General features: G+C 52.0%; 19 protein-coding genes and 5 pseudogenes. 15 read left to right on the top strand and 9 right to left on the bottom strand.

All coding sequences use genetic code 11. The features are described 5' to 3' along the window. The first annotated feature begins 23 nt into the window (after positions 1-23). Positions 24-240, top strand: a pseudogene (locus OGY15_RS18750) (type II toxin-antitoxin system RelE/ParE family toxin). A 100-nt stretch (positions 241-340) separates the two neighbouring features. On the opposite strand, the gene OGY15_RS18745 reads toward OGY15_RS18750, so the two are convergent. From OGY15_RS18745 to fdnG, 4 genes are all read right to left on the bottom strand, one after another. Next, positions 341-943, bottom strand: coding sequence for an inorganic diphosphatase (locus OGY15_RS18745; RefSeq protein ID WP_151219248.1), 603 nt, complete (start codon positions 941-943; stop codon positions 341-343). Between the two features lie 132 nt (positions 944-1,075). Then, the gene (gene fdnI, locus OGY15_RS18740; RefSeq protein ID WP_151219249.1) at positions 1,076-1,732 is read right to left on the bottom strand and encodes a formate dehydrogenase-N subunit gamma; all 657 of its coding nucleotides are present in this window, start codon (positions 1,730-1,732) and stop codon (positions 1,076-1,078) included. After that, the gene (fdnH, locus tag OGY15_RS18735; protein ID WP_151225463.1) at positions 1,725-2,609 is read right to left on the bottom strand and encodes a formate dehydrogenase N subunit beta; all 885 of its coding nucleotides are present in this window, start codon (positions 2,607-2,609) and stop codon (positions 1,725-1,727) included. Before fdnH ends, fdnI begins: the two co-directional genes overlap by 8 nt. A 12-nt stretch (positions 2,610-2,621) precedes the next feature. Beyond that, complete coding sequence (gene fdnG / locus OGY15_RS18730; RefSeq protein WP_286540597.1) at positions 2,622-5,669, bottom strand: formate dehydrogenase-N subunit alpha; 3,048 nt, start codon at positions 5,667-5,669, stop codon at positions 2,622-2,624. A gap of 286 nt (positions 5,670-5,955) precedes the next feature. Between fdnG and yddG the strand changes: the two genes are divergently transcribed. From yddG to OGY15_RS18715, 3 genes are all read left to right on the top strand, one after another. Then, positions 5,956-6,837 (top strand): aromatic amino acid efflux DMT transporter YddG, encoded by an 882-nt coding sequence (gene yddG / locus OGY15_RS18725; protein WP_286540595.1) that lies wholly within the window; start codon positions 5,956-5,958, stop codon positions 6,835-6,837. Positions 6,838-7,295: 458 nt separating this feature from the next. Beyond that, entirely contained in the window at positions 7,296-8,372 is a 1,077-nt protein-coding gene (gene ompD, locus OGY15_RS18720) for a porin OmpC (protein WP_210905099.1), read from the top strand. An 83-nt stretch (positions 8,373-8,455) separates the two neighbouring features. Further along, positions 8,456-8,896 (top strand): GFA family protein, encoded by a 441-nt coding sequence (locus OGY15_RS18715; protein ID WP_444505652.1) that lies wholly within the window; start codon positions 8,456-8,458, stop codon positions 8,894-8,896. Here the strand turns inward: OGY15_RS18715 and OGY15_RS18710 are convergent, their stop codons facing one another. Next, a complete protein-coding gene (locus tag OGY15_RS18710) occupies positions 8,897-10,384 on the bottom strand; it encodes an MFS transporter (protein ID WP_210905100.1) in 1,488 nt (495 codons plus the stop codon). 116 nt (positions 10,385-10,500) lie between these two features. Between OGY15_RS18710 and OGY15_RS18705 the strand changes: the two genes are divergently transcribed. From OGY15_RS18705 to OGY15_RS18675, 7 genes are all read left to right on the top strand, one after another. Next, positions 10,501-11,079: a TetR family transcriptional regulator gene (locus OGY15_RS18705; protein WP_151225465.1), complete on the top strand. Its 579-nt coding sequence runs from the start codon at positions 10,501-10,503 to the stop codon at positions 11,077-11,079. Positions 11,080-11,291: 212 nt separating this feature from the next. Beyond that, positions 11,292-12,677 carry a NarK family nitrate/nitrite MFS transporter gene (locus OGY15_RS18700; protein WP_151219255.1) on the top strand — a complete coding sequence of 462 codons (1,386 nt, stop codon included), beginning with the start codon at positions 11,292-11,294 and terminating at the stop codon, positions 12,675-12,677. 49 nt (positions 12,678-12,726) lie between these two features. Beyond that, positions 12,727-16,467, top strand: a complete 3,741-nt coding sequence (locus tag OGY15_RS18695; protein WP_278237954.1) for a nitrate reductase subunit alpha — start codon at positions 12,727-12,729, stop codon at positions 16,465-16,467. Further along, on the top strand, positions 16,464-18,008 hold the full coding sequence (gene narH / locus OGY15_RS18690; protein WP_286540587.1) for a nitrate reductase subunit beta: 1,545 nt from the start codon (positions 16,464-16,466) through the stop codon (positions 18,006-18,008). Before OGY15_RS18695 ends, narH begins: the two co-directional genes overlap by 4 nt. Then, positions 18,008-18,703 (top strand): nitrate reductase molybdenum cofactor assembly chaperone, encoded by a 696-nt coding sequence (gene narW, locus OGY15_RS18685; RefSeq protein ID WP_286540585.1) that lies wholly within the window; start codon positions 18,008-18,010, stop codon positions 18,701-18,703. The genes narH and narW overlap by 1 nt, the downstream gene beginning before the upstream one ends. Further along, entirely contained in the window at positions 18,700-19,380 is a 681-nt protein-coding gene (narI, locus tag OGY15_RS18680) for a respiratory nitrate reductase subunit gamma (protein WP_187252403.1), read from the top strand. The genes narW and narI overlap by 4 nt, the downstream gene beginning before the upstream one ends. 98 nt (positions 19,381-19,478) lie before the next feature. Next, positions 19,479-20,372 (top strand): PhzF family isomerase, encoded by an 894-nt coding sequence (locus OGY15_RS18675; RefSeq protein WP_151225467.1) that lies wholly within the window; start codon positions 19,479-19,481, stop codon positions 20,370-20,372. Positions 20,373-20,428: 56 nt separating this feature from the next. Here the strand turns inward: OGY15_RS18675 and nhoA are convergent, their stop codons facing one another. After that, a complete protein-coding gene (nhoA, locus tag OGY15_RS18670; protein ID WP_252838794.1) occupies positions 20,429-21,274 on the bottom strand; it encodes an N-hydroxyarylamine O-acetyltransferase in 846 nt (281 codons plus the stop codon). A 157-nt stretch (positions 21,275-21,431) separates the two neighbouring features. On the opposite strand from nhoA, the gene OGY15_RS18665 reads away from it, so the two are divergent. Continuing rightward, a complete protein-coding gene (locus OGY15_RS18665) occupies positions 21,432-22,004 on the top strand; it encodes a flavin reductase family protein (RefSeq protein WP_151219262.1) in 573 nt (190 codons plus the stop codon). 28 nt (positions 22,005-22,032) lie between these two features. Here the strand turns inward: OGY15_RS18665 and pptA are convergent, their stop codons facing one another. Together pptA and OGY15_RS24725 are read right to left on the bottom strand one after the other, a co-directional pair. Beyond that, on the bottom strand, positions 22,033-22,260 hold the full coding sequence (gene pptA / locus OGY15_RS18660; protein ID WP_151219263.1) for a tautomerase PptA: 228 nt from the start codon (positions 22,258-22,260) through the stop codon (positions 22,033-22,035). 34 nt (positions 22,261-22,294) lie between these two features. Further along, positions 22,295-22,399, bottom strand: a pseudogene (locus tag OGY15_RS24725) (GntR family transcriptional regulator); the annotation flags it as partial. A 125-nt stretch (positions 22,400-22,524) separates the two neighbouring features. Here OGY15_RS24725 and OGY15_RS18650 point away from each other — a divergent pair. Beyond that, positions 22,525-22,650 (top strand): annotated as a pseudogene (locus OGY15_RS18650) (glucarate transporter); the annotation flags it as partial. Positions 22,651-22,719: 69 nt separating this feature from the next. Here OGY15_RS18650 and OGY15_RS18645 read toward each other — a convergent pair. Further along, positions 22,720-23,337 carry a glutathione S-transferase family protein gene (locus OGY15_RS18645; RefSeq protein WP_151219266.1) on the bottom strand — a complete coding sequence of 206 codons (618 nt, stop codon included), beginning with the start codon at positions 23,335-23,337 and terminating at the stop codon, positions 22,720-22,722. A gap of 120 nt (positions 23,338-23,457) precedes the next feature. Here OGY15_RS18645 and OGY15_RS18640 point away from each other — a divergent pair. Together OGY15_RS18640 and OGY15_RS18635 are read left to right on the top strand one after the other, a co-directional pair. Then, positions 23,458-23,799 (top strand): annotated as a pseudogene (locus OGY15_RS18640) (LysR family transcriptional regulator); the annotation flags it as partial. Positions 23,800-23,801: 2 nt separating this feature from the next. Next, a pseudogene (locus OGY15_RS18635) lies at positions 23,802-23,939 on the top strand (zinc-binding dehydrogenase); the annotation flags it as partial. Positions 23,940-24,040 lie beyond the last annotated feature (101 nt).

Below are 24,040 nucleotides of genomic sequence, written 5' to 3'. Positions count from 1 at the left end.
TTCATGGAAGAACATCTGGCGTTATGGCGAAGCATGTCCGACGATTGCGTGCGACACAGACTCGCTGTTATCGATGCGGCCAGCCATGTTACTGATATCAATATGCCCGGTTATAGGTTGCATCCACTGGCGGGCGATCGCGACGGCATATGGGCAATTTCTGTTTCAGGTAACTGGTGCATTACCTTTGAATTTGTCAATGGCGACGCGTACATATTGGACTACGAGGATTATCATTAATGAAGATGGCAAAAAAACGTGGATATTTCACGCCTGCGTAAGCTGGCAGTGCAGTGATAAAAGTGAATGCCGGATACGCTAACACCATCCGGCATTTCATTTACTGCTTCGGCTGTTTTTCTTTCCAGGCATCCCATGCCTGCTTGATCTCTTGTTTCGCGGTGGCTGCATCGTTAAAGCCATTTAACTCTACTTTTTTACGCCCTTCCGGCAACTCTTTATACACACGGAAAAACGACTCCAGTCGTTGCACTTCGATCTTTGGCAAATCGCTCAACTCTTTGATGTCGTCATAGGTGGGGTCAATTTTGCTGGCCGGTACGGCGACAATTTTATCGTCCTTTTCCCCGCCATCGATCATCTTCAGCACGCCGATCGCGCGCAACTTGATCAGCGTTCCCGGGGCCAGCGGTGCCCGGGTATAGAAAATCACATCCAGCGGGTCACCGTCACCTGCCAGGGACTGGGTCAATGAACCGTAGTTTGCCGGATAGACAACCGGCATCGACTGGAAGCGATCGGCGACGATAAAGCCGGTTTTCGCATCGGTTTCATATTTTATGATCCCGCCTGCCGGGATTTCAGTCACGGCATAAAACTCTTCCGGGTTATTCTCCGGCTGCGGAAAGTCGAGGATATTCTGCGCCTGAACGGACGCACAGAGAAATACGCTGACTGCGAGTAATGTTTTCACCAGATGCATTGTCTTTTAACTCTTCTCTTAATGGAAAGACAACACCTTACGTTTACCAGATGACAGAAACATGACGTTTTTTTGGCAAAAGAAATGGCGCTACGTCGGTAGCGCCATTTTTATCAGCAGAACGTTAATGGATTATTGTAACCCTTCCTCGTTCTCTTTTTTGGCTTCGGCCTTTTCAACTTCACGATACCAGCGCGGGTGGTGTTTCTTCGCCCAGCGGCGACTCACCTTCCCTTCGACCATGCCCTTAATCGAACCTTTCACCCAAAATGCCATATACATATGGATGAGGATCGCGTGCATCAGAATGATGCCCGCCGCAGCATGGATTAACAGGCTGTAGCGGACAACCTGCATCGGGAAAAACTGCGCAAAGTACGGACGCCAGATAATGATGCCGGTAATCAGCAGCACGAAAATCATGCTCATGATCGACCAGAACATCATTTTTTGTCCGGCGTTGTATTTGCCCACATCCGCCACCTTGTGTTCATTGCCCTTCAGCACTTCGACAATGTTTTTCAGCCACGGAATATCTTTCTTATCCGGGATGTTGTGGTGCACAAAGCGTACAAACATGAACATTAGCGCGACGAAAATCAGCAGACCGAAGAACGGGTGCAAAATGCGCCCCATCTGTGGCGTACCGAAGGTTTGCGTCAGCCATTGCAGCGTCGGGAAGAAAAACGAAATCCCCGACAGTGCCACCAGAAAGAAGCAGATCACCACCGTCCAGTGACAGGCGCGGTCGATAAACTTCGTGCGCACAATCATTTTCGACTTACTCATGATGATCCTCCTCGTCGTCGTCCACTTCCTTATTCGGACCAATACCAATGTAGTGATAAATCAGTCCGGCGAAGGTGGCGATAAATCCGGCAGCGGCCAGCGGTTTCAGCGCTCCTTTCCACAGATTGATAGAAGTATCGATCTTAGGTTCTTTCGGCAGACCGTGATACAGCTCCGGCTGGTTGGCATGATGCAGAACGTACATGACGTGCGTGCCCCCCACACCTTCCGGGTTGTAGAGACCGGCGTGTTCAAAACCACGTGCTTTCAGTTTTTCCACACGCTGCTCGCCCATTTCCAGCATTTCCTGCTTGGTGCCGAAATGTATTGCCCCGGTTGGACAGGTCTTCACGCAGGCAGGTTCCTGCCCAACGCTGACGCGATCCACACACAGCGTACATTTATACACGCGGTTATCCTCTTTATTGAGGCGCGGAATATTAAATGGACACCCGGCAATACAGTAGCCGCAGCCAATGCAGTGCTCTGACTGGAAATCGACAATCCCGTTGGCATACTGAATGATTGCCCCGGCAGATGGGCATGCTTTCAGGCAGCCCGGATCTTCACAGTGCATACAGCCGTCTTTACGAATCAACCATTCCAGCTTGCCGTTCTGTTCGGTTTCGGTGAACCGCATCACCGTCCAGGACTTAGCGCTGAGATCGGCGGGGTTGTCATACACCCCTACGCAGTGGCCGACTTCGTCACGGATATCGTTCCATTCTGAGCATGCCACCTGACAGGCTTTACAGCCTATACAGGTGGAGACGTCGATTAGCTTCGCAACTTCGGCTTTGTAATCACGGCCCTGAGGCGGCGGCGTGATGGAGTTTGTTGCGGACCTTTTGATGATGTCCTGCGTTTCCATAGACATTTGTTCGCCCCCTTACGCCTTCTCGATGTTAACTAAAAACGCTTTGTATTCCGGCGTTTGCGAGTTTGCATCACCGACATTCGGCGTCAGGGTGTTGGCGATAAAGCCTTTACGCGCGACTCCTTCAAAGCCCCAGTGAATTGGGATCCCAACCGTTTCAACCTGCTGACCGTTGACGTTCAGGGTACGCAGACGACGAGTGACGACAGCAACTGCGCGAATAAATCCACGCTTGCTGCTGACTTTCACGTAATCGCCATTGTTAATTCCCTTCGCTGCCGCCAGTGTTTCGCTGATTTCCACAAACTGCTCTGGCTGGGCAATCGCATTCAGTAATGCGTGCTTGGTCCAGGTATGGAAATGTTCGGTCAGACGATAGGTTGTCCCGACGTACGGGAAATCCTGCTTCGTCCCCATGCGTAATTTATCCGCCTCGTACAGACGTGCTGCCGGGTTGGAGATCACGCTCGGGTGCAGCGGGTTAGTACCCAGCGGTGTTTCCATCGGCTCGTAGTGTTCCGGGAACGGCCCTTCCGCCATTTTATCGATAGCGAACAGACGACCCAGCCCTTCCGGCTGCATAATAAACGGATTAGTGCCACTGCCCGGTGCCGCGGTGTTGAAGTCCGGGATATCGTTCCCCGTCCACTTCGTGCCGTTCCACTGGATCAGCATACGTTTTGGATCCCACGGCTTGCCCTGCGGATCCGCCGATGCGCGGTTATACAGGACGCGACGGTTCAACGGCCATGCCCAGGTCCAGCCCAGCGTATTACCAAGACCTGACGGGTCGGCGTTATCGCGGTTGGCCATCTGGTTGCCCTGCTCGGTCCAGCTACCGGTATAAATCCAGCAGGAGGATGAGGTCGTTCCATCATCGCGAAGGAGTGCAAAGCTGCTGAGCAACTGACCTTTCTTCGCAATTAGCACGCCGTTGGCGTCATAGAGATCTTCCAGCGCATAGCCGTTATTCTCTTTCGCCACTTCCTCGGAATGCGGTTCGTCCGGTTGCTTATAGTTCCAGCTCATTTTCAGCACCGGCTCTACGGCCTTACCGCCTTCAGTGCGATACATATCGCGCAGACGGTGGTAAATACCGGCCAGAATTTCGCCGTCGTTGCGGGCTTCACCCAGCGCATCCTGTCCTTTCCAGTGCCACTGCAGCCAACGGCCGGAGTTGGCGATGGAGCCATCTTCTTCCGCAAAGCAAGTGGATGGCAGACGGAAGACTTCGGTCTGAATAGATGCCGGGTCGACATCGTTAGACTCGCCGTGGTTCTGCCAGAACGTTGAGGTTTCAGTCACCAGCGGATCGATTACCACCAGATACTTCAGTTTACTCAGCGACTGCACCACTTTGTTTTTATCCGGGAAGGACGCAACCGGGTTAAAGCCCTGACAGATGTAGCCGGTGACTTTCCCGCTATCCATCATGTTGAAGTATTTAATGACGTCGTAGGACTGATCCCACTTCGGCAGCCAATCAAAGCCCCAGTCGTTCTCTTTTTGCGCCGCATTGCCATAGAAAGACTTCATCAGACTGACGAAGAATTTCGGATAGTTGCCCCAGTAGTTAACCTGATCGGCTAACGTGGCTTTCGGCGTATTCGCGGCCAGATAGGTTTGCAGATCCGCGTGTTTCTCTGACGGCAGCGTCAGGTAGCCCGGCAGACTGGTCGACAGCAGACCTAAATCAGTTAACCCCTGAATGTTGGAGTGACCGCGTAAGGCGTTAACCCCACCACCTGCCATCCCCATGTTGCCGAGCAACAACTGGATCATCGCCATGGTACGGATGTTCTGCGCCCCGACGGTATGTTGAGTCCAGCCCAGCGCATACAGGAAGGTGGTTGTGCGATCGGCTGCGCTGGTGGAAGCCAGCACTTCGCAGACTTTCAGGAAGTCTGCTTTTGGCGTACCGCAGATGTTTTCCACCACATCCGGCGTGTAGCGGGAAACGTGCTGTTTTAACAGATTCCAGACACAGCGAGGATGGCTTAACGTTTCATCGCGTTTCGCGTAGCCGTTTTCATCGAACTGATAGTTCCAGGACGATTTATCGTATTGGCGTTTTTGTGCGTCGTATCCGCTGAACAGACCGTCTTCAAAAGTAAAGTCATCCCGCACCAGCAGGCTGGCGTTGGTGTAATGCTTCACGTATTCAGCATTGATTTTGTTGTTTTCAATCAGGTACAGCAAAACACCTGACAGGAACGTGATGTCCGTGCCGGAACGAATCGGCGCGTAAATATCTGCCACCGAGGCTGTACGGGTGAAACGAGGGTCAACAACAATCAGCGTGGCATCATTGTTGTTTTTGGCTTCCATCGCCCAGCGGAATCCCACCGGATGTGCTTCAGCGGCGTTACCGCCCATCACCATCACGACGTTGGCGTTTTTAATATCTACCCAGTGGTTGGTCATCGCACCGCGACCAAATGTTGGAGCAAGACTTGCTACCGTTGGTCCGTGTCAGACGCGTGCCTGGTTATCAACTGCCAGCATGCCGAGAGAGCGCACAAATTTTTGCGTCAGCATGCCGGTTTCATTACTTGCCGCAGATGCACACAGCATCCCGGTAGAAAGCCAGCGGTTAACCGTTACGCCCTGCTCATTCTTCTCAATAAAATTGGCGTCGCGGTCAGCTTTCATCAGTTTCGCGATGCGGGTAAAGGCATCATCCCAGCTGATACGCTGCCATTTGTCGGAGCCAGGAGCGCGATATTCCGGGTAACGCAGACGGTTTTCGCTGTGTATGTAATCCAATAATCCTGCGCCCTTAGGACATAATGCCCCACGGCTCACCGGATGATCCGGATCCCCTTCAATATGGTAAATCGACTCTTTGGCGTTTTTAGCTCCATCACCCAGGCTATACATTAATAGCCCGCAACCTACGGAACAGTATGTGCATGTGTTTCGGATCTCTTTTGCGCGTAACAACTTATAGTTTCGCGCCTGAGCCAGTGCCATTTTGGGTGCAAAACCCAGAGCGGCTACTGTTGTTCCCGCCATACCGCCCGCGCAGATTTTAAAAAATTGTCTGCGGCTGACGTCCATTGCTTTCCTCTTTTTTGCAGGGGTTCGTACAGGAAATCTCTCAAATTGCGCCAGCGCGGCTGTTTGAAAGATGACATGTACAACTTCGCGACGAAACTATCAGCTATATCCATATTTTTTTTGCGTCAAATCAATAACGAAACGGTTCCGCTACTAAATAGTGCTCTTTGCTTAACCTTTGTACTCATAAGGGAGTAGGTAAAAGGTAATTAATTAGCGTGCTATGGTGCAAAAGTGCTATAAATTTCAGCTTAATTTTTGCCAGTATCATGGACAGACAAATAGCATGACAAAACAAAAAGCAACGTTGATTGGGCTGATTGCCATTGTGCTCTGGAGCACCATGGTGGGTCTCATTCGTGGAGTAAGTGAAGGACTGGGGCCAGCGTGTGGCGCGGCAATGATTTTTTCATTAAGCGGCTTGTTGCTGATATTTACTGTTGGCTTTACTGATATCAGAAAAATCCCTGTACGTTATTTGATCGCCGGTAGTGTGCTTTTTGTGAGCTATGAAATATGCTTAGCGCTGGCCCTGGGTTATGCCGCAACTCGTCATCAGGCTATTGAGGTCGGCATGGTCAACTATCTCTGGCCAAGCCTGACAATATTATTTGCCATTTTATTTAATGGCCAGAAAACAACCTGGTTGGTGGTTCCCGGATTAATCATCGCATTGACCGGGGTCTGTTGGGTATTGGGGGGTGAAAATGGTCTCAATCCTGGTGAAATTATCAGCAATGTCGCTACCAGCCCGCTTAGCTATTTCCTCGCCTTTCTCGGAGCTTTTATCTGGGCAACGTATTGCACGGTGACCAATAAATATGCAAAAGGTTTTAATGGCATCACCGTCTTCGTTTTACTGACGGCTGCAAGTTTGTGGGTTTACTATTTTATTACTCCTCAGCCGGAAATGGTTTTCAGCACGTCGGTGACGATTAAAATGTTCACCGCTGCATTAACGTTAGGATTTGCCTATGCTGCGTGGAATATCGGTATATTGCACGGTAACGTGACCATCATGGCTGTTGGGTCTTATTTTACCCCGGTGCTTTCCTCCGCATTGGCTGCTGTATTGCTCAGTGCTCCGCTGTCCCTTTCCTTCTGGCAAGGTGCGCTGATGGTCTGCGCTGGCTCGCTGCTTTGCTGGCTGGCAACGCGGCGCGCCTGAAAAAATACGGGTTTTATCACAAATAAATAAAACCCGGCTATACTTTAGACAAATTGATGAATAATAATTGTTCATTCTGTCTGCTCTTTATGTTTATATTTGTTTAATTAAATGTTAAATATATGGTAATCAATTAACGCCTGAAAATATTATGCGGTTATCCATATCCCTTCACATGTATATATTACACCTGCGAAACTAACACCATTTAAATCATAGGGCTGCCAATAGTCCCCTATGTAAATATACCCATTCAGATCTGTCACATATAAAGATTAATGCAATCAGTTATATTATGTAGATCTGGATCACACAACTTCAAATATTTCGCAATATTATGAAACTTATTATTGAACTTATACCACTGCGTCATTTAAAAATAGTTTGCCATTGACGAACCCCTCGTTTAGCAATGGTTTAGGAAACACACCAAGAAATAATTATAAGGATTATTTAGAATGAAACTTAAATTAGTTGCAGTGGCAGTGACTAGCCTGTTGGCGGCAGGTGCAGTAAACGCAGCTGAGGTATATAACAAAGACGGTAACAAACTGGACCTGTACGGTAAAGTTCACGCTCAGCACTACTTCTCTGATGACACCGGCAGTGATGGCGACAAAACTTATGCACGTATGGGTTTCAAAGGCGAAACTCAGATCAATGACCAACTGGTTGGTTTTGGTCAGTGGGAATATGAATTCAAAGGCAACCGTTCTGAATCCCAGGGTTCCGACAAAGACAAAACTCGTCTGGCATTCGCTGGTCTGAAGTTTGCTGAATACGGTTCTTTCGACTACGGTCGTAACTACGGCGTAGCCTACGACATCGGCGCATGGACCGACGTTCTGCCAGAGTTCGGTGGCGATACCTGGACCCAGACTGACGTATTCATGACTGGCCGTACTACCGGCGTTGCAACCTACCGTAACACCGACTTCTTCGGTCTGGTTGAAGGTCTGAACTTTGCTGCTCAGTACCAGGGCAAAAACGACCGTTCTGACGTCAAAGAAGCTAACGGTGACGGCTTCGGTCTGTCTACCACTTATGAGTATGAAGGCTTCGGCGTAGGTGCTACCTATGCGAAATCTGACCGTACCGATTCCCAGACCCGTGCTGGCAGCGCATTCAAAGCTGACGGTAAAAACGCTGAAGTTTGGGCTGCTGGTCTGAAATATGATGCGAACAACATCTATCTGGCAACCACCTACTCCGAAACCCGCAACATGACCACCTATGGTTCTGTAAACGGTATCGCTGAAAAAACTCAGAACTTTGAAGCTGTTGCTCAGTACCAGTTCGACTTCGGTCTGCGTCCGTCCGTTGCTTACCTGAAATCTAAAGGTAAAGACATTGCAGTATACGGCGACCAGGATCTGGTTGAATACGTAGACCTGGGTGCTACTTATTACTTCAACAAAAACATGTCCACCTTCGTTGATTACAAAATCAACCTGCTGGATGACAACAACTTCACCCGCGCTGCCGGTGTAAGCACAGACAACATCGTAGCTGTTGGTCTGAACTACCAGTTCTAATTTTGTTGTAGCCTGAATACAAAGCCAGTCCTTCAGGGGCTGGCTTTTTCTCTTGATGTAGACTCGGTCATAAGGAGTATGCCGTGCAGACATTCACTGGTCGTTGTCTTTGCGGACAGAGTCATTTTACCGTCGACGTCGAAATGCTGGATGTCTATGCCTGCCACTGTACGCTATGCCAAAAGTGGTCTGGAGGCATTGCTATGTATCTGGAATCCAGCACTCACCCGCAGATGTCGCCAGATTCAGCCGAACCCTCACACTTTCCTTCTTCAAATCGTGGGGAACGTTTCTTCTGTTCCGGTTGCGGATGTCCCCTGTGGTTTACCCTAACGGGCAGCGATCGTTATTTTGTGCCGTGGACATTGCTGGAACTGAATGAGGTGGATCGCCGCCGCCTGGTTTTAGCGGCAGAGATCTATACGGAAACACAACCTGCGTTCTGGAGACTGACGGGGCAATACGCTCGACTGAGTGGAAAAGAAGTCGAAGAGATGGATTACCCCTGTCATTTAGCCCATTAGTTAATGACGCTGTACCTTTGCCAGACTGAACCACATTCCTACCGCCAAAACGATAAGCATGCTGCCGGCACTGCTTAAGGCCACGCTGTGCGACCAGGTAAAGGCTTCTCTGGCTGCTGACAACAACGCCTCACTCAGGGACGCCGGAAGCGAATGCGCCAGTTGTACCGCCTCACCCATTGACGATGAGGCTCGCTCTATTTCCTGCGGATTAAGTCCCGCAGGCGGCAGAATCGAGGCTGAAAAGCTACGGCTCAACAACAAACCAAAGATAGCAATCCCAAGCCCGGCCCCCAGTTCATAAGCCATTGTTTCGATGGCGCCTGCGGCAGCAGCTTTTTCTGCCGGTGCTGCCGCCATGATAGCCGCCGTTGAGGCCAGGAGCGCGCTGGCGGCGCTAAAACCGAGCAAAGCCATCAATATCCAGGCCTGAATCTGCTGGGTACTAAAGTCCGTCATTGCCAGACCGTAAAAACTGACGGCGCTTAGCGCCATACCCGCCGTTGCCACGCAACGTAATCCCAGACGTGATACCAGCATACCAGCGATCGGTCCACTGAAGCCGCTGGCCAGCATCACCGGTAGCATAAATAACCCCGCCTGATACGGCGTTAAACCATGTACAAACTGCAGCTCCTGAGCCATCAGCAACTCAAAACCAACCAGAGTAATCATCGCCGTCATCGCCATAACTACGCCGCTTAAAATAATACGATGCGTGAACAGCCGCATATCAATCATCGGGCGCGCGGCCGCAAGCTGGATACGCACGAACTGCCCCAATAATAACGCACCAATTATCAATGTCAGTACGATGACCACGATCGCTGTATGCCCTTTCAACGCCGTTTTCGCGCTGTAAACCAGTAGCAGAATGGCGACAATCAGCATTATCGCATGACCGAAGTTTAACGATTGATCGCGTCGTCCGGCCTGGCGCGGCACATAACGCGCGGTTAATGCCATAACCACCAGGACAATGGGCACATTGATTAAGAACACGGAACCCCAATAGAAGTTCTCCAGCAGCATGCCGCCCACTAACGGTCCAAATGCGGCACCACCGGAACCCACGGCTGCCCACACGCCCAGCGCCATATTACGATGACGTTGCTCGGCAAAGGTTGCGCGGATACCCGCAAGCGTTGCTGGCACAATCATCGCCGCACCAATCGCCAATACGGCCCGGGTGGCAATCAACCAACTGGCGCTGTGGGCAAAGGCGGCGGCCAGCGATGCCAGACCAAACAAGCCTCCACCTAACAGCAGCAAGCGTTTAAAGCCAATGCGATCGCCCAGCGCCCCCATGGGCAACACCATACCGGCCATTACCAGAGAATAAATATCAATGATCCACAGCAGCTCGTTACCACTGGCACCCAGCGTCATACTCAGCGTGGGCGCGGCAACATGCAGCACCGTTGCATCAATCGCAACAGGGATGTAGACCAGCACAATAATCACTAACGTTAACCACTGACGAAACATAAAATTCCCTTCGAAACTAAAACTGGACACATGTCCAACTTCAGCGATCCTACGGAAAATTGAACATATGTCCAACTTTTTGTTACACTGCGTGCTAAACGGGTATGGGAGGAACGATGAGCTATCTGAATCGGGATGAACGTCGGGAAGTGATTCTGCAGGCGGCAATGCGCGTCGCGCTTGAGGAAGGATTTACCGCCATGACGGTGCGGCGTATTGCCACGGAAGCTCAGGTGTCCACCGGCCAGGTACACCATCACTTTACGTCTGCCGGTGAGTTAAAATCCCTCGCTTTTGTGCAACTGATCCGTACCCTTCTGGATGCCGAACTGGTCAGCGCAAACGCCAGCTTCCGTGAACGGCTTCACGCCATGCTGGGCAGCGAAGACGGCGGGTTTGAACCCTATATTAAACTGTGGCGTGAAGCACAGGTTCTGGCGGATAAAGATCCGGAAATCAAAAGTGCTTACCTGCTGACCATGCGGATGTGGCACGAAGAAACCGCCGCTATCATTGCTCAGGGACAGAAAGCAGGTGAGTTTTCTCCAGACCCGGATGCTACCGATGTGGCCTGGCGTTTGATTGCGTTGGTCTGCGGTCTGGATGGCATCTATGTATTAGGCATTGAAGAAATGGCCGATCCTGCGTTCGAGCGCCATTTGGATCGTATGATTACGTTAGAGTTAGTTAATTGATGTTATAGATGAATTAATAATACATCTTTTATATTTACAATTGGTAACACTTAAGCAACGTGTAATCCCCCCATCACGCCGCGTTATTGCGCTTTTTTATCTATTCTTTCAGTCAATATTCCCAAAACTTTTCAATAGTTTCTAAAAAGAACCCGCGCGGCGCTGTATGCGTTTATTTCTTTTTCATGAACGGCATGTGCATGGAGAATAATATGTCAGCATCAAATGAGAAAAATAATCGTTATCTTTTAACTGACTGGAAACCGGAGAACCCCGCCTTTTGGGAAAATAAAGGTAAGCATATTGCCCGAAGAAATCTCTGGATATCAGTGAGTTGCCTGTTGCTGGCGTTCTGCGTCTGGATGTTGTTCAGCGCCGTGGCCGTCAATCTGAATAAAATTGGTTTTAATTTTACCACCGACCAACTGTTTTTATTAACCGCATTGCCTTCTCTTTCTGGCGCGATATTACGTGTTCCCTACTCCTTTATGGTACCTATATTTGGGGGGCGTCGCTGGACCATTTTTAGCACCATTATTCTGGTCGTTCCCTGCGTCTGGCTCGGATTTGCCGTGCAAAACACCGCTACTCCGTTTGGCGTATTTATTATTATTGCGCTGATGTGTGGTTTTGCTGGTGCTAACTTTGCCTCCAGCATGGGCAATATCAGCTTTTTCTTCCCAAAAGCGAAACAAGGTAGCGCGTTAGGTGTTAACGGCGGTCTCGGCAACCTTGGCGTCAGCGTGATGCAGTTGATCGCACCGTTGGTGATCTTTCTGCCCATCTTTACCTTTTTGGGCGTACAGGGCGTCCCGCAAGCCGACGGCTCGTTACTGTCGCTGGCCAATGCCGCATGGATTTGGGTTCCGTTATTGCTGATAGCCACCGTGGCGGCAAGCACGGGAATGAACGACATTGCCAGTTCGAAGGCCTCCATTGCTTCCCAGTTACCGGTCCTGAAGCGTTTTCATCTGTGGCTATTAAGCCTGCTGTATCTTGCCACCTTTGGTTCATTTATCGGTTTCTCGGCAGGCTTTGCCATGCTGGCGAAAACCCAGTTCCCGGACGTGAATATTCTGCAACTGGCGTTCTTCGGCCCATTCATTGGCGCGCTTGCGCGTTCGGCGGGCGGCGTGATCTCTGACAAGTTCGGCGGTGTACGCGTCACATTAATTAACTTCATCTTTATGGCGCTGTTTAGTGCCCTGCTGTTTCTTACCCTGCCAGGGTCTGGCGAAGGAAACTTTGTCGCCTTCTACCTGGTGTTTATGGGCTTGTTCCTGACCGCAGGTTTGGGTAGCGGTTCGACCTTCCAGATGATTGCGGTGATCTTTCGCAAAATCACCATTTACCGGGTGAAGCTGCACGGTGGTACTGAAGAACAGGCTCAGCGTGAAGCGGTAACCGATACCGCAGCCGCTCTGGGGTTTATCTCTGCTATTGGCGCGGTCGGGGGCTTCTTTATTCCGAAAGCGTTCGGTTCATCGCTGGCGCTGACCGGCTCTCCGGTCGGCGCCATGAAAATATTCCTTGTGTTCTACATCGTCTGCGTGCTGGTGACCTGGCTGGTATACGGCCGTAAATCACAAAAAAAATAGTCATCTTTTAGCCAGTGCGGGCAACGTTATTCGAAGCAGGAGTTATGTCATGAGTAAACTGTTAGATCGCTTTCGCTACTTTAAACAAAAGGGTGAGACATTTGCCGAGGGGCATGGGCAAGTGATGCACACCAACCGGGACTGGGAAGACAGCTATCGTCAGCGCTGGCAGTTCGATAAAATTGTGCGTTCTACCCACGGCGTTAACTGTACCGGCTCATGCAGCTGGAAAATCTACGTCAAAAACGGGCTGGTAACCTGGGAAACTCAGCAAACCGACTATCCTCGTACCCGACCTGACCTGCCAAATCATGAGCCCCGTGGCTGCCCACGCGGCGCAAGTTATTCCTGGTATCTGTACAGCGCCAACCGCCTGAAATATCCGCTGGTGCGTAAACGTCTAATCGAATTGTGGCGCGACGCCCTGTCCCGCCAGCCCGATCCGGTGCTGGCCTGGGAATCCATTATGAACGACCCGCAAAAATGCCTGAGTTACAAGCAGGTGCGCGGGCGCGGCGGGTTTATCCGTTCCAACTGGAAAGAGCTTAATCAGTTGATTGCCGCCGCCAACGTCTGGACGGTAAAAACCTACGGTCCGGATCGCGTGGCCGGATTCTCCCCCATCCCCGCAATGTCGATGGTCTCTTATGCCGCAGGCACACGCTATCTCTCGCTACTGGGCGGAACTTGTCTGAGCTTCTATGACTGGTACTGCGACTTACCGCCTGCATCACCAATGACCTGGGGCGAGCAGACCGATGTACCGGAATCTGCCGACTGGTATAACTCCAGTTATATCATTGCCTGGGGTTCTAACGTGCCACAGACCCGAACCCCGGACGCGCACTTTTTTACTGAAGTACGTTACAAAGGTACCAAGACGATTGCCATTACGCCGGATTACTCGGAGGTCGCCAAACTCTGCGACCAGTGGCTGGCACCCAAACAAGGGACGGACAGCGCGCTGGCGATGGCAATGGGCCACGTCATCCTGAAAGAGTTCCACCTCGACAATCCCAGCGATTACTTCCTCAATTACTGTCGCCGCTATACCGACATGCCGATGCTGGTGCTGCTGGATGCCCGCGAAGATGGCACCTACGTGCCTGGACGCATGATGCGCGCCTCAGACCTTGTCGATGGTCTGGGCGAAAACAACAATCCAGAGTGGAAAACGGTGGCTTTCAACCGCGAAGGCGAACTGGTTGTCCCGAACGGATCCATCGGTTTTCGCTGGGGCGAGAAAGGCAAATGGAATCTCGAATCGCTGGCGGCAGGGACTGAAACAGAGCTTTCCCTCTCGCTGCTTGGTCAGCATGATGACGTAACCGGCGTGGCGTTCCCCTATTTCGGCGGCAACGAAAACCCACATTTTCGCAGCGTGAAACAGGAGCCGGTGCTGATTCGCCAACTGCCGGTAAAACATCTTACCCTCGCCGATGGCAGCCGTTGCCCGGTGGTGAGCGTCTATGATCTGGTACTGGCGAATTACGGCCTCGACCGTGGTCTGGATGATGTTCATAGCGCGCAAGATTACAGCGAAGTGAAAGCCTACACCCCTGCCTGGGGCGAGCAAATTACCGGCGTGCCACGCCGTCATATCGAGCAAATCGCCCGCGAGTTTGCTGATACCGCGCACAAAACACATGGCCGCTCGATGATCATCCTCGGGGCGGGCGTTAACCACTGGTATCACATGGACATGAACTATCGTGGGATGATTAACATCCTCGTGTTCTGTGGTTGCGTGGGGCAAAGCGGCGGCGGCTGGGCACACTATGTGGGTCAGGAGAAGCTGCGGCCGCAAACCGGTTGGTTACCGCTGGCCTTTGCGCTGGACTGGAACCGTCCTCCGCGTCAGATGAACAGCACTTCGTTTTTCTACAACCACTCCAGTCAGTGGCGCTATGAAAAACTCACCGCTCAGGAACTCCTCTCTCCGCTGGCCGATGCATCGAAGTTTAGTGGGCATTTAATTGATTTTAACGTGCGCGCAGAAAGGATGGGCTGGCTGCCGTCCGCCCCGCAGCTAAACCTCAACCCACTGACCGTTAAGGCAAAGGCAGATCAAGCGGGAATGTCTCCGGTGGAATATACCGCGCAGGCGCTGAAATCGGGTGATATTCGTTTTGCCTGCGAACAGCCGGATAGCGGCAAGAACCATCCACGCAACCTCTTCGTCTGGCGCTCTAACCTGCTCGGCTCTTCCGGTAAAGGGCATGAATACATGCTCAAATATCTGCTGGGTACCGAAAGCGGGATCCAGGGAGAGGCGCTCGGTTCAAGCGACGGTATTAAACCTGAAGAAGTTGAATGGCAGTCCGCAGCGATTGAGGGCAAGCTCGATCTGCTGGTAACGCTCGATTTCCGTATGTCGAGTACCTGCCTGTTCTCCGATATCGTTTTACCAACCGCCACCTGGTATGAAAAAGACGATATGAACACCTCGGATATGCATCCGTTTATTCATCCCTTGTCAGCGGCAGTCGACCCGGCGTGGGAATCGAAGAGCGACTGGGAAATTTATAAAGGCATCGCCAAAGTCTTCTCCGAGGTTTGTGTCGGGCACCTTGGGCAAGAAACGGATGTTGTATTGCAACCACTGCAACACGACTCCCCGGCAGAACTGGCGCAGCCGTTTGACATTCTGGACTGGCGTAAAGGCGAATGCGATCTCCTGCCGGGGAAAACAGCGCCCAATATTGCCGTTGTGGAGCGTGACTACCCCGCCACCTACGAACGTTTTACTTCGCTCGGCCCACTCATGGATAAGCTCGGCAACGGCGGGAAAGGCATTGCGTGGAATACTCAGACGGAGGTCGATTTCCTCGGCAAGCTGAACTACACCAAACGCGAAGGCCCGGCAAAAGGCCGACCGTTGATTGACACCGCACTGGATGCTTCTGAAGTAATCCTCGCCCTGGCACCGGAAACCAACGGTCAGGTGGCGGTAAAAGCCTGGGAAGCGCTGGGCGCGATGACTGGTCGCGACCATACGCATCTGGCCTTGAACAAAGAAGACGAGAAAATTCGTTTTCGCGATATCCAGGCCCAGCCGCGCAAAATTATCTCCAGTCCTACCTGGTCCGGTCTGGAAAGCGAACATGTCTCCTATAACGCAGGCTATACCAACGTCCACGAACTGATCCCATGGCGTACCCTGTCCGGTCGTCAGCAGTTGTATCAGGATCATGCGTGGATGCGAGCGTTTGGTGAAAGTCTGGTGGCATATCGTCCGCCTATCGATACCCGCAGCGTCAGCGAAATGCGCGAAGTTCCGCCTAACGGCTTCCCGGAAAAAGCGCTCAACTTCCTGACGCCGCATCAGAAATGGGGGATCCACTCCACCTACAGCGAAAACCTGCTGATGCTGACGCTTTCTCGCGGCGGCCCCATTGTCTGGATCAGCGAGACCGATGCCAAAGAGCTGGGCATTGAGGATAACGACTGGATTGAAGCCTTCAACGCCAACGGTGCGCTCACTGCGCGTGCAGTGGTGAGTCAACGCGTGCCGCCGGGAATGACCATGATGTATCACGCTCAGGAGCGAATCATGAATATCCCAGGCTCGGAAGTCACCGGGATGCGTGGCGGGATCCATAACTCGGTCACCCGCGTCTGCCCGAAACCCACGCACATGATCGGCGGCTATGCGCAACTGGCATACAGCTTCAATTATTACGGGACGGTCGGCTCTAACCGCGATGAGTTCATCATGATTAGAAAAATGAAAAACATTAACTGGCTGGATGATGAAGGTCGCGATCAGGTACAGGAGGCGAAAAAATGAAAATACGCTCACAGGTAGGCATGGTCCTTAATCTGGATAAGTGCATCGGCTGCCACACCTGCTCCGTCACCTGTAAAAACGTCTGGACCGGGCGTGAAGGGATGGAATATGCATGGTTTAACAACGTCGAGACCAAGCCGGGCATTGGTTATCCGAAAAACTGGGAAGATCAGGAAGAGTGGCAAGGCGGCTGGGTTCGTGATGTCAACGGCAAGATCAGACCGCGTCTGGGCGGCAAGATGGGCGTGATCACCAAAATTTTCGCCAACCCGGTGATCCCGCAAATCGATGATTATTACGAACCGTTTACCTACGATTATCAGCATCTGCATAGCGCGCCGGAGAGCAAGAATCAGCCCACCGCGCGTCCGCGTTCACTGATTGATGGCAAGCGGATGGACAAGATTATCTGGGGTCCCAACTGGGAAGAGCTGCTCGGCGGTGAGTTTTCAAAACGAGCCCGTGACCGTAACTTTGAGAAGATGCAAAAGGAGATGTACGGGCAGTTCGAAAACACCTTCATGATGTATTTACCGCGCCTGTGCGAACACTGTCTGAACCCAAGCTGTGTCGCCACCTGCCCGAGCGGTGCCATCTATAAGCGTGAAGAAGACGGCATCGTGCTGATCGACCAGGACAAATGTCGAGGTTGGCGTTTGTGCATTAGCGGTTGCCCGTATAAAAAAATCTACTTTAACTGGAAGAGTGGCAAATCAGAGAAGTGCATTTTCTGTTATCCACGTATTGAGTCCGGTCAGCCAACGGTGTGTTCAGAAACCTGCGTCGGGCGTATCCGTTATCTCGGCGTATTGCTGTACGACGCCGATCGCATCGAGGAAGTTGCGAGCACCGAGCATGAAACCGATCTCTACGAGCGTCAGTGCGATGTGTTCCTCAATCCGAACGATCCGGCGGTGATTGAAGAAGCGCTGAAACAGGGGATTCCGCACAACGTTATCGAAGCGGCCCAACGTTCACCGGTCTATAAAATGGCGATGGACTGGAAGCTGGCGCTGCCTCTGCATCCCGAATACCGCACTTTGCCGATGGTCTGGTATGTTCCGCCGTTGTCACCGATTCAGTCAATTGCCGACGCCGGTGGCTTGCCGCACAACGGCAACATTTTGCCTGCGGTTGAGTCACTGCGAATTCCGGTTCAATACCTCGCCAACATGCTTAGCGCGGGCGATACCGGCCCGGTACTGCGCGCGCTAAAACGGATGATGGCGATGCGCCACTATATGCGTTCGCAAACCGTCGAAGGTGTTACGGATACTCGCGCGATTGAGGAAGTGGGTCTGAGCGTTGAGCAGGTTGAGGAAATGTATCGCTATCTGGCGATTGCCAACTATGAAGACCGCTTCGTGATCCCGACCAGCCACCGCGAAATGGCGCGCGATGCCTTCCCGGAGAAAAACGGCTGCGGCTTTACCTTTGGTGACGGCTGCCATGGTTCCGACACTAAATTCAACCTGTTCAACAGTAGCCGTATTGACGCTATCGACATCACCGAAGTGCGCGATAAAGCGGAGGGGGAATAATGCAAATCCTGAAGGTTATCGGCCTGCTGATGGAGTACCCCGACGAGCTGCTATGGGAGTGTAAAGACGAGGCACTGGCGCTTGTGGCCTGCGATGCCCCAATGCTTAGCGAATTTAGCCAGGCGCTGCTCAATGCGCCGTTACTGGATAAACAAGCCGAATGGTGCGAAATCTTTGACCGGGGTCGGGCCACCTCTCTGCTGCTGTTTGAACATGTGCACGCCGAGTCTCGTGACCGTGGTCAGGCAATGGTTGATCTGTTGGCGCAGTACGAAAAGGTCGGGCTGCAGCTCGACTGTCGTGAACTGCCGGATCACCTGCCTTTATATCTTGAGTACTTAAGCGTGTTACCGGAAGCGGAGGCTAAAGAAGGGCTGCAGAACGTCGCACCGATTCTGGCGTTACTGGGTGGGCGTTTGAAGCAGCGTGATACGCCCTGGTATCAACTGTTTGATGCCCTGCTGCTGCTTGCAGGAAGCCCCCTCTCAAGTGACAGTGTCACTAAACAGGTTAGCACGGAAACTCGCGACGATACCCGACAGGCGCTGGATGCAGTCTGGGAAGAGGAACAGGTGAAGTTTATTGAGGATAACGCCACCGCCTGTGACAGTTCACCGTTACAAAATTATCAACGACGCTTTAGCCAGGACGTGGCACCTCAGTATGTCGACGTCAGCGCGGGAGGCCCGAAATGATACAGTACCTGAACGTCTTTTTTTACGATATCTATCCGTACCTGTGCGGTACGGTGTTTATCCTCGGCAGTTGGCTACGCTACGACTACGGGCAATACACATGGCGCGCCTCTTCCAGCCAGATGCTGGACAAACGCGGTATGGTGTTGTGGTCAAACTTATTCCATATCGGTATTCTGGGGATATTCTTCGGTCACCTGTTTGGCATGTTAACGCCGCACTGGATGTATGCCTGGTTCCTGCCGATTGCGGTAAAGCAGCAGATGGCGATGATTGCCGGCGGATTTTGTGGCGTGCTGACGCTGGTTGGCGGCGCTGGCTTGCTGGTGCGCCGGCTGACTAATCCGCGCATTCGTGCAACCTCCTCCACCGCCGATATTCTGATCCTCTGCGTTCTGCTGATTCAATGTATTCTCGGTTTAACCACTATCCCGTTCTCAGCGCAGCATCCTGACGGCAGTGAAATGCTGAAACTGGTCGGTTGGGCGCAGTCGGTGGTGACCTTCCAGGGCGGTGCGTCTGCGCATCTGGATGGCGTGGCGTGGATTTTCCGTGTGCATCTGGTTCTGGGAATGACCATTTTCCTGCTGTTCCCGTTCACCCGACTGGTCCACGTATGGAGTGCGCCGTTTGAGTACTTTACCCGCCGTTATCAGATAGTGCGTTCACGCCGCTAATTTTCTCTGATGCCCGGTATAGCTTGCGCTTACCGGGCCTGGATCGCTATCCCGCTTTTTGTACGTTATGATGCTTCTCCATCCCAGGGAGAACGCTAATGAAACCACAGGTTTATCACGTCGATGCCTTTACCTCGATACCCTTTCGTGGCAATTCAGCGGGAGTGGTGTTGCATGCTGACGGACTGAGCGAAGCGCAGATGCAGCTCATTGCTCGCGAGCTACGTCATTCGGAAACCGCATTCCTGCTGACCAGTGACGACAGCGATGTTCACATCCGTTATTTCACGCCGACGGTCGAAGTTCCTATCTGTGGGCACGCTACCGTCGCAGCACATTATGTGCGCGCCAATGTGCTGGGTTTGGGCAACAGCACCGTCTGGCAAACCTCGCTCGCCGGTCGTCATCGGGTCGATATTGAAGCAAGTGACAATGACTATCGCATCAGCCTTGAACAAGGCGTACCTGGATTCGAAGCTCCGCTGGAAGGTGCTGTACGTACCGCGATAATCGATGCACTGCACTTGAGCGAAGACGATATGCTGCCCGGATTACCCATTCAGGTAGCCACCACCGGACACTCTAAAGTGATGATTGCGCTGAAGCCTGAGGTGGACCTCGACGCTCTTTCACCGGATTTGCCTGCCCTGACCGCTATCAGCCAGCAAATTGGCTGTAACGGGTTCTTCCCTTTTCAAATTCGCAAGGGCGAAAACGCCACCGATGGCCGCATGTTCTCGCCTGCTATTGGTATTGTGGAAGATCCGGTCACCGGCAATGCCAACGGTCCAATGGGGGCGTGGCTGGTTCACCATGGCGTGATGCCGCATGACGGGAAAACGCTACGTGTTCAGGGGCATCAGGGCCGCGCGCTCGGGCGCGACGGTATTGTTGATGTGACGGTGGCTATCCGTGATAACCTGCCGGAAAAAGTGACTATTACCGGTTCGGCAGTGATCCTGTTTCATGCCGAATGGGCGATCGATTTTTGATTGAATCTGTAAGCCGGATGAAGCGATGACGCCGCATCCGGCATTATTCCCATCCTCTATTTCCCCGCCTCAGGATGTGTATCAAACGCCGCCATGACGGTCGCCAGCTCATCCAGGGTAAACCCATGCTTCACATCATCCACACCCAGTCCAAACCGTTCCTGCAGCAAGGCATACAGACTGGCGACATCGGGTAAATTTATCTGTTCTACCGCACGACCATCCTGATAATGGGTAAAATGAAAATTGGTCAACGTCAGCTTGCCGCCGTCCGGAAGATGGCGACACATCAGCAGATGATGACGAAAATGTGATTGTGGCCAGTGCGCGGACCAGAAGTTACCTATCAGATAATCGCTGTGATGTTGCACCACCAGATCGAAGCGGTACATTGACTGCCAGTGATCGTGATGGCGGAACTGCAGAAGCCAGTCTTCCCCCTCCTGAACCAGGCGATATTCGCCGTGAGGCGTTTGCTGCTCAATGTCGGCCTGCAGACGAATCGGCGCCGTCAGCGTTTGTCCGCCGAAGCCAACGTCGGCAATCCACTGTTCTCCCTGCAACTCAACCAACAACAGACGATGCGTGCGCGGCGGCAAGCTTGACGGATTAGCCAGAACCACTCGTCCGAGAAGGCTACGTACGTTAAAACCGATTTCGCGTAACGCACGCTCAAATACTCCGTTCTGCTCAAAGCAATAGCCGCCGCGACGCGCGGTCACCAGTTTCTCTTCCAGCGACTGATCGTCGAGCTGCATCTCTCTTGGCAGCAATACATCCAGGTTCTCAAATGGAATTGCACCGTTGTGCAGTAAATGCAGTGCTTTTAAGGTTTCAATGTCGGCGCTGGCCGAACCTGACCAGCCAATGCGGGCAAAATAAGCGGTTAAAAAAGGCGTCATACGGCGTTCCTGTTCGATTGGTGCAGTACTTATAACGCATTTTTAATTTTACGCTGTCGAAATTGTGCGTTGTTCCTCAAGACGAGGCGACAAAATCGCTAATACCGTTAATATCTATATCTATTGTGGCGTGTTATCTCTCAGACCAGGAGCATCCATGAGCCATTTCCGTTCAATCGAATTAAAACATGCAAGTCGGCTGCTTAACCACGGCCCTACGATACTAATCACCAGCCGGGATGAGCATACCGAGCGGCGCAATGTGATGGCGGCGGCATGGTCAATGCCCGTGGAGTTTGAACCGCCGCGGATCGCAATTGTTGTCGATAAAACCGCCTGGTCGCGTGAATTGATTGAGCGTAGCGGCAAGTTCGGCATCGTTATTCCGGGCGTGGCCGCCACCAACTGGACCTGGGCGGTAGGCAGCGTTTCGGGTCGCGTAGAAGATAAATTTAACTGCTATGGTATTCCGGTGGTAAAAGGTCCGGTACTGGGATTACCGTTAATAGAAGCGAAATGTCTGGCCTGGATGGAGTGTCGTCTGCTGCCTGCAACTGCGGCACAGGAAAAATATGACACCCTGTTTGGCGAAGTGGTATCTGCTGCCGCTGATGAGCGTGTCTTCGTTGAGGGACGCTGGCAGTTTGATGATGGCCTACTCAATACCCTGCATCATCTTGGCGCCGGAACGTTTGTCACCAGCGGGAAACGCATAACAGCGGCTGAATAATACGGGCGCAATAATCGCCCGTTTACTTTCACATGCTGTAGCCGGGTTTTTTAATCAGCCTCGTCATCTGCGGCGCAATTTCGGCATCCCACACGCCCTGCCACGCCTCGGGCTCAATTTCATTCAGCGCCACGCTCACTGAACTCTCTTTGCTTTGTAAATGACGAATAATGACTTCGGTAATATCCGCCGCCAGTGCGGCCTTCTGTTCTTCGTTCAGATCGCGAGGAAAACATTTGATATCAACGTGCGGCATGACAGGTTCCTTATTGTTTTGGGATGCAGGTTACTTATGCAGACTCTCGTTCAACCAGGTGAAATCCGACATCAATAATATCGTCTTCACGCGGGATTTGTTCGATACGATCGGCCAGAAGTGAGGCGGCGCGTTGTCCATAGCAAACCAGGACGGCGATAACCTTTGTTCAGCAAATAGTCTGCCACCGCCTGTATCACTTTTTCCACGGTTTTCGGGCGCGCCAACTGCGGGTTATTTAGCGCCCTGCTCACCGTGATGGGTGACAATCCTCAGTCTTTTGATTACGCCATTCAGTACGTCGGTTCGATGGGGCTGATTGGCCTGATTTCTTATCTGTTTATCGTGGGTCCATTGGATCGTATTACGCTGACCCCTGCTGTCGAGTAATTTAACCTTATGGCGATAGTTCGCCCGCTGTTCCAGGATTTGCACTCCTGCGGAACAGCGTTTTTTTATTCAAATAATCTTATTGTTTTTCAGGACAGTTCGCAGCCTCGGATGCTGACAAACTGCATCAGCGATGGCGCTAATATTCGGCGTGTTGTCCTGAAACCAGTCATGCCCTGGTCCCCAGGTGCGCATAACGGCAATATATACGTCCAGTAGTGTTAGCTGATCCCCGAATGCGTACGGCTCGGCGTTTAGCTGATCGTTCAGCCACATATAGAGAGATTTCCGGTACTCAATGCAGTTTTTTTTCAACTGCGCCGGAGCATCTGGCGCCCAGCGATCGGGATAGTCGGCAAAGGTAAATGTAGGATAGACATTTGCCACCAGCCAAATCAGCAGGCGCTGAAACTGCTGGCGTTCGGCGTGTCCAACGGGTGGCGCAAGTTCAGGGCAACGATCGAGGATCATCAGCGCGATCGCTGCCGTTTCCGTCATCACATTGCCATTTTCCAGCACCAGTGTGGGCACCTGACATAGCGGATTCATTTTTTTAAGTAACTCCCGCTGAGGGCCGTCACTGTCAAAACCGTCGACATTAATAAAATGATAAGGGATTTCCGCCAGTGTGAGCATAACTTCACTGATGGCCGATCCCCAGCCCGGCACCCCATAGATTTTCATCATGCTGCAACCCTCAATGTTAAAACCCTAAGTGTAGAGCAGCATTCGTGAGTCTATGCAGTCATCATTATTACTCTAATAATAACAATACCCGTGCCAGAGCGAACACCAGGAGAGTAAGAGATGCGTTCCAGTATGTTTAAATACATGAGCATTTTTGTGCAGGTTGTGGAGCAAGGCGGATTTGCCAAAGCCGCCGATGTGTTACACCTACATCGCCCTGCTGTAACCAAAGCGATGGGCGTAAAGCTGCTTAAGCGCACCACCCGCAAAGTGAGTCTGACTGATGAGGGCGACGCTTTTTATCAGCGCACAAAAATATTACTTGGTGATGTTGATGACATCATGACCTCTTTCTCACCCACTCGCCCTCCGCGCGGAAAACTCAGGGTGAACGCTCCCCTGTCGCTGGCGCATTCGGTATTAGTCCCGGCCCTGAACGATTTCCAGTCGCGCTACCCGGATAACGGTTTATCTTTGAAGGACTGCAATCCGGTCAGCTCAAACCGCTGATTGATAAAACCTTCGCTTTTGATGACATTGTCAACGCGCATCGCTACATGGAAGCCAACGGTCAGGTGGGTAAAATCGTCGTCACCCTGTAATCCCTGTGCGGCGCAGCCTTGTGCCTCACGATGCGCTCCTGACAGCGCTTTCTTTCTGGCACGATATTTTCACTATGCCTATCACTTCCTGATTAAAAAAT

Source organism: Citrobacter sp. Cu231 (assembly GCF_030332265.1).
Taxonomy (GTDB): Bacteria; Pseudomonadota; Gammaproteobacteria; order Enterobacterales; family Enterobacteriaceae; genus Citrobacter; species Citrobacter meridianamericanus.
This window is presented reverse-complemented; position numbering and strand designations above follow the sequence as displayed.

Coding starts and splice junctions, on each gene's coding strand:
- narH (WP_286540587.1), top strand. CDS start 16,464: ATGAAAATACGCTCACAGGTAGGCATGGTCCTTAATCTGGATAAGTGC.
- OGY15_RS18695 (WP_278237954.1), top strand. CDS start 12,727: ATGAGTAAACTGTTAGATCGCTTTCGCTACTTTAAACAAAAGGGTGAG.
- nhoA (WP_252838794.1), bottom strand. CDS start 21,274: ATGACGCCTTTTTTAACCGCTTATTTTGCCCGCATTGGCTGGTCAGGT.
- narW (WP_286540585.1), top strand. CDS start 18,008: ATGCAAATCCTGAAGGTTATCGGCCTGCTGATGGAGTACCCCGACGAG.
- OGY15_RS18665 (WP_151219262.1), top strand. CDS start 21,432: ATGAGCCATTTCCGTTCAATCGAATTAAAACATGCAAGTCGGCTGCTT.
- ompD (WP_210905099.1), top strand. CDS start 7,296: ATGAAACTTAAATTAGTTGCAGTGGCAGTGACTAGCCTGTTGGCGGCA.
- fdnI (WP_151219249.1), bottom strand. CDS start 1,732: ATGAGTAAGTCGAAAATGATTGTGCGCACGAAGTTTATCGACCGCGCC.
- OGY15_RS18645 (WP_151219266.1), bottom strand. CDS start 23,337: ATGATGAAAATCTATGGGGTGCCGGGCTGGGGATCGGCCATCAGTGAA.
- yddG (WP_286540595.1), top strand. CDS start 5,956: ATGACAAAACAAAAAGCAACGTTGATTGGGCTGATTGCCATTGTGCTC.
- narI (WP_187252403.1), top strand. CDS start 18,700: ATGATACAGTACCTGAACGTCTTTTTTTACGATATCTATCCGTACCTG.
- pptA (WP_151219263.1), bottom strand. CDS start 22,260: ATGCCGCACGTTGATATCAAATGTTTTCCTCGCGATCTGAACGAAGAA.
- OGY15_RS18745 (WP_151219248.1), bottom strand. CDS start 943: ATGCATCTGGTGAAAACATTACTCGCAGTCAGCGTATTTCTCTGTGCG.
- OGY15_RS18710 (WP_210905100.1), bottom strand. CDS start 10,384: ATGTTTCGTCAGTGGTTAACGTTAGTGATTATTGTGCTGGTCTACATC.
- OGY15_RS18700 (WP_151219255.1), top strand. CDS start 11,292: ATGTCAGCATCAAATGAGAAAAATAATCGTTATCTTTTAACTGACTGG.
- OGY15_RS18675 (WP_151225467.1), top strand. CDS start 19,479: ATGAAACCACAGGTTTATCACGTCGATGCCTTTACCTCGATACCCTTT.
- fdnH (WP_151225463.1), bottom strand. CDS start 2,609: ATGTCTATGGAAACGCAGGACATCATCAAAAGGTCCGCAACAAACTCC.
- OGY15_RS18705 (WP_151225465.1), top strand. CDS start 10,501: ATGAGCTATCTGAATCGGGATGAACGTCGGGAAGTGATTCTGCAGGCG.